Below are 2108 nucleotides of genomic sequence, written 5' to 3'. Positions count from 1 at the left end.
GTAGGGTCGGCCGAGCGGCGAGGTTCCAGCGGCGTACTGGTCCTTTTCCGCTCGGCCTCCCACCGAACCGGACTTGATAGTTTCCTGATCATCCGGCTCTCCAGTGAACTATTGCGTGAGTGATGCGGCTGGGTGCCCGTTGTGGATGTGGTCGTGGCAGGCAGCGCAGACCACGAGGGTCTTGCGCCGCCTGTTCGCCATGGCTGTAATCCATTGGGGCGTAAGCGGTCCGGGTATTCCGAGTTCTGCGAGTTTGCGGATGTGATGGACTTCGACGCTGCCCATCGTTCCGCAGAGTTCGCAGGTGTCCGCGAGGAGCCTGGTGAGGATCTCCTTGTGCGGGTAGTCCACCCGGATCGGTTGCGAGTCGGTGACTTTCGCCGTTTTCTGCCGCCGGAGTGGTTGCCCGCCGAACCGTGCGACCAGTGCCTGCCTGCCGTGTCGTTCGATGCGCGCTTCGAAACAGGTGCGCGGCCCGTATGGTGTCACGATTTTGGCCTTGTGCTTGGCGGCCATCTTCGACGCCGACGAGCGGTGCTTGGCTGCCAGGGTTTTGAGCATGGAGGTCTCCATGACCCAGCGCAGCCGATGCAGCCGGTGAACGTCTCCGGCGAGGAGGTAGTACTGGACGATGCCCCGGTAGATGGCCCCGAACGTGGCGACGATGCTGTAGTCGCTGCCGTGGATCAGGGCCTTCTGCTTCGCGGGTTTGCCGCGGTGCAGGTAGGGCATGGTCTTGGCCTTGATCACCGTCTGCGGGACACGAAGCGCGACCTGCCCATTGACCCTGCGGTAACGGCCTGTCTTCTTCGTGTCGTTGTGCTGAACGATGACTTCGTAGCCGAGGAACTTCGCCGCGCCTGTGCGGGCGTGGGTGATCAGCGTCTTCTCCTGCGACAGTTCCAGTTTGAGATCGTCACGCAGGAACTGCGCCAGCCGCTGTTTGATGTCCTCGGCTTCGGCCTTGGGTCCGGCGAACCCGAGCAGATGATCATCTGCATACCTGCAGTAGCGCAGCCGCCGATATCCCGGATCGTCCGGATCGGCGCTGGGCAGGCTGACCATGCGCCGCCGCAATATCCGGGCCTGGGCCCGGTCACCGCGCCGTCGCGCCTTGGCCAGCTGATTCTGCAAGTCCAGGTAGGCAGGGTTGCGGGCCCTGCGGTCCCCTCGGGTGTATTCCGGGATCAGGGTCTTCTCGACGAACTGATCGAGCTTGTGCAGATAGATCGAGGACAGGATCGGGGACGCGACCCCGCCCTGGGGAGCCCCCGACAAGGTGGCACCCCATTTCCAGTCCTCCAGGTATCCGGCCGTGAGCATGTTGCGCACCAGCCGCAGGAAACGATTGTCGTGGACGCGCTCCGACAAGATCTCGACCAGGCGTTCGTGATCGAGCGAGCCGAAACAGTCGGCAATGTCTCCCTCGATGAACCACGCGGTCCCGGTCCAGGTGTTGGCGATCTCCCGCAACGCGGTGTGACAGCCTCTGCCCGGACGGAACCCGTGGGACCGATCAGAGAACGTCGGCTCGTAGTACGCCTCCAACAGCAGGCGCACCACCTCACCGACGAGCTTGTCGCTCCAGGTCGGCAACCCCAGCGGGCGGGTCTTGCCGGTGTTCTTCTTCGGGATGTGCACTCGCCGGACCGGACGGAACCGATAGCGCTCGTGGCGCATCGCATCGATGATGCGGTCGATCTTCGCCCGGGACATGCCGTCCACGGTCTCCGGTGTGACCCCGGGTGTCATCGCGCCGTGGTTGGCGTAGATGCGCCCGTAGGCCAGCAGATACAACTGCGGGTTGAACAGTTGCCGATACAACTCTGTCAACGGCAGATTCCGCTTGCCGCGTTCACGCAGGACACCCAGCACCGTTGCGGCGCTCTGCATTTCGCATACCTCCCGATCATCGAGTGTCCGATTCACCTGGCCCCCTTCGCCCTGCGGACGGCTTTCCCGTCCACCCTGGCCGGGCGTGACTCCGGCGACTACTACGAGGCCTCCGTCGCCCTAGGACTCGCGTCCCGTAGGCGATCCCGCGTTCGTTCGTGTCGTACGTGGCAGCGTGACGTAGGCGCCCCACTCATCTCCTTCAATGCCCTCGC

General features: G+C 63.9%; 1 protein-coding gene. It reads right to left on the bottom strand.

The window, feature by feature from the left end:
- Positions 1-108: 108 nt before the first annotated feature.
- Entirely contained in the window at positions 109-1893 is a 1785-nt protein-coding gene (locus ACFXN1_RS51695; protein WP_379446693.1) for a reverse transcriptase domain-containing protein, read from the bottom strand.
- Between the last annotated feature and the right edge of the window lie 215 nt (positions 1894-2108).

Source organism: Nocardia sp. NPDC059154, from assembly GCF_042755705.1.
Taxonomy (GTDB): Bacteria; Actinomycetota; Actinomycetes; order Mycobacteriales; family Mycobacteriaceae; genus Nocardia.
This window is presented reverse-complemented; position numbering and strand designations above follow the sequence as displayed.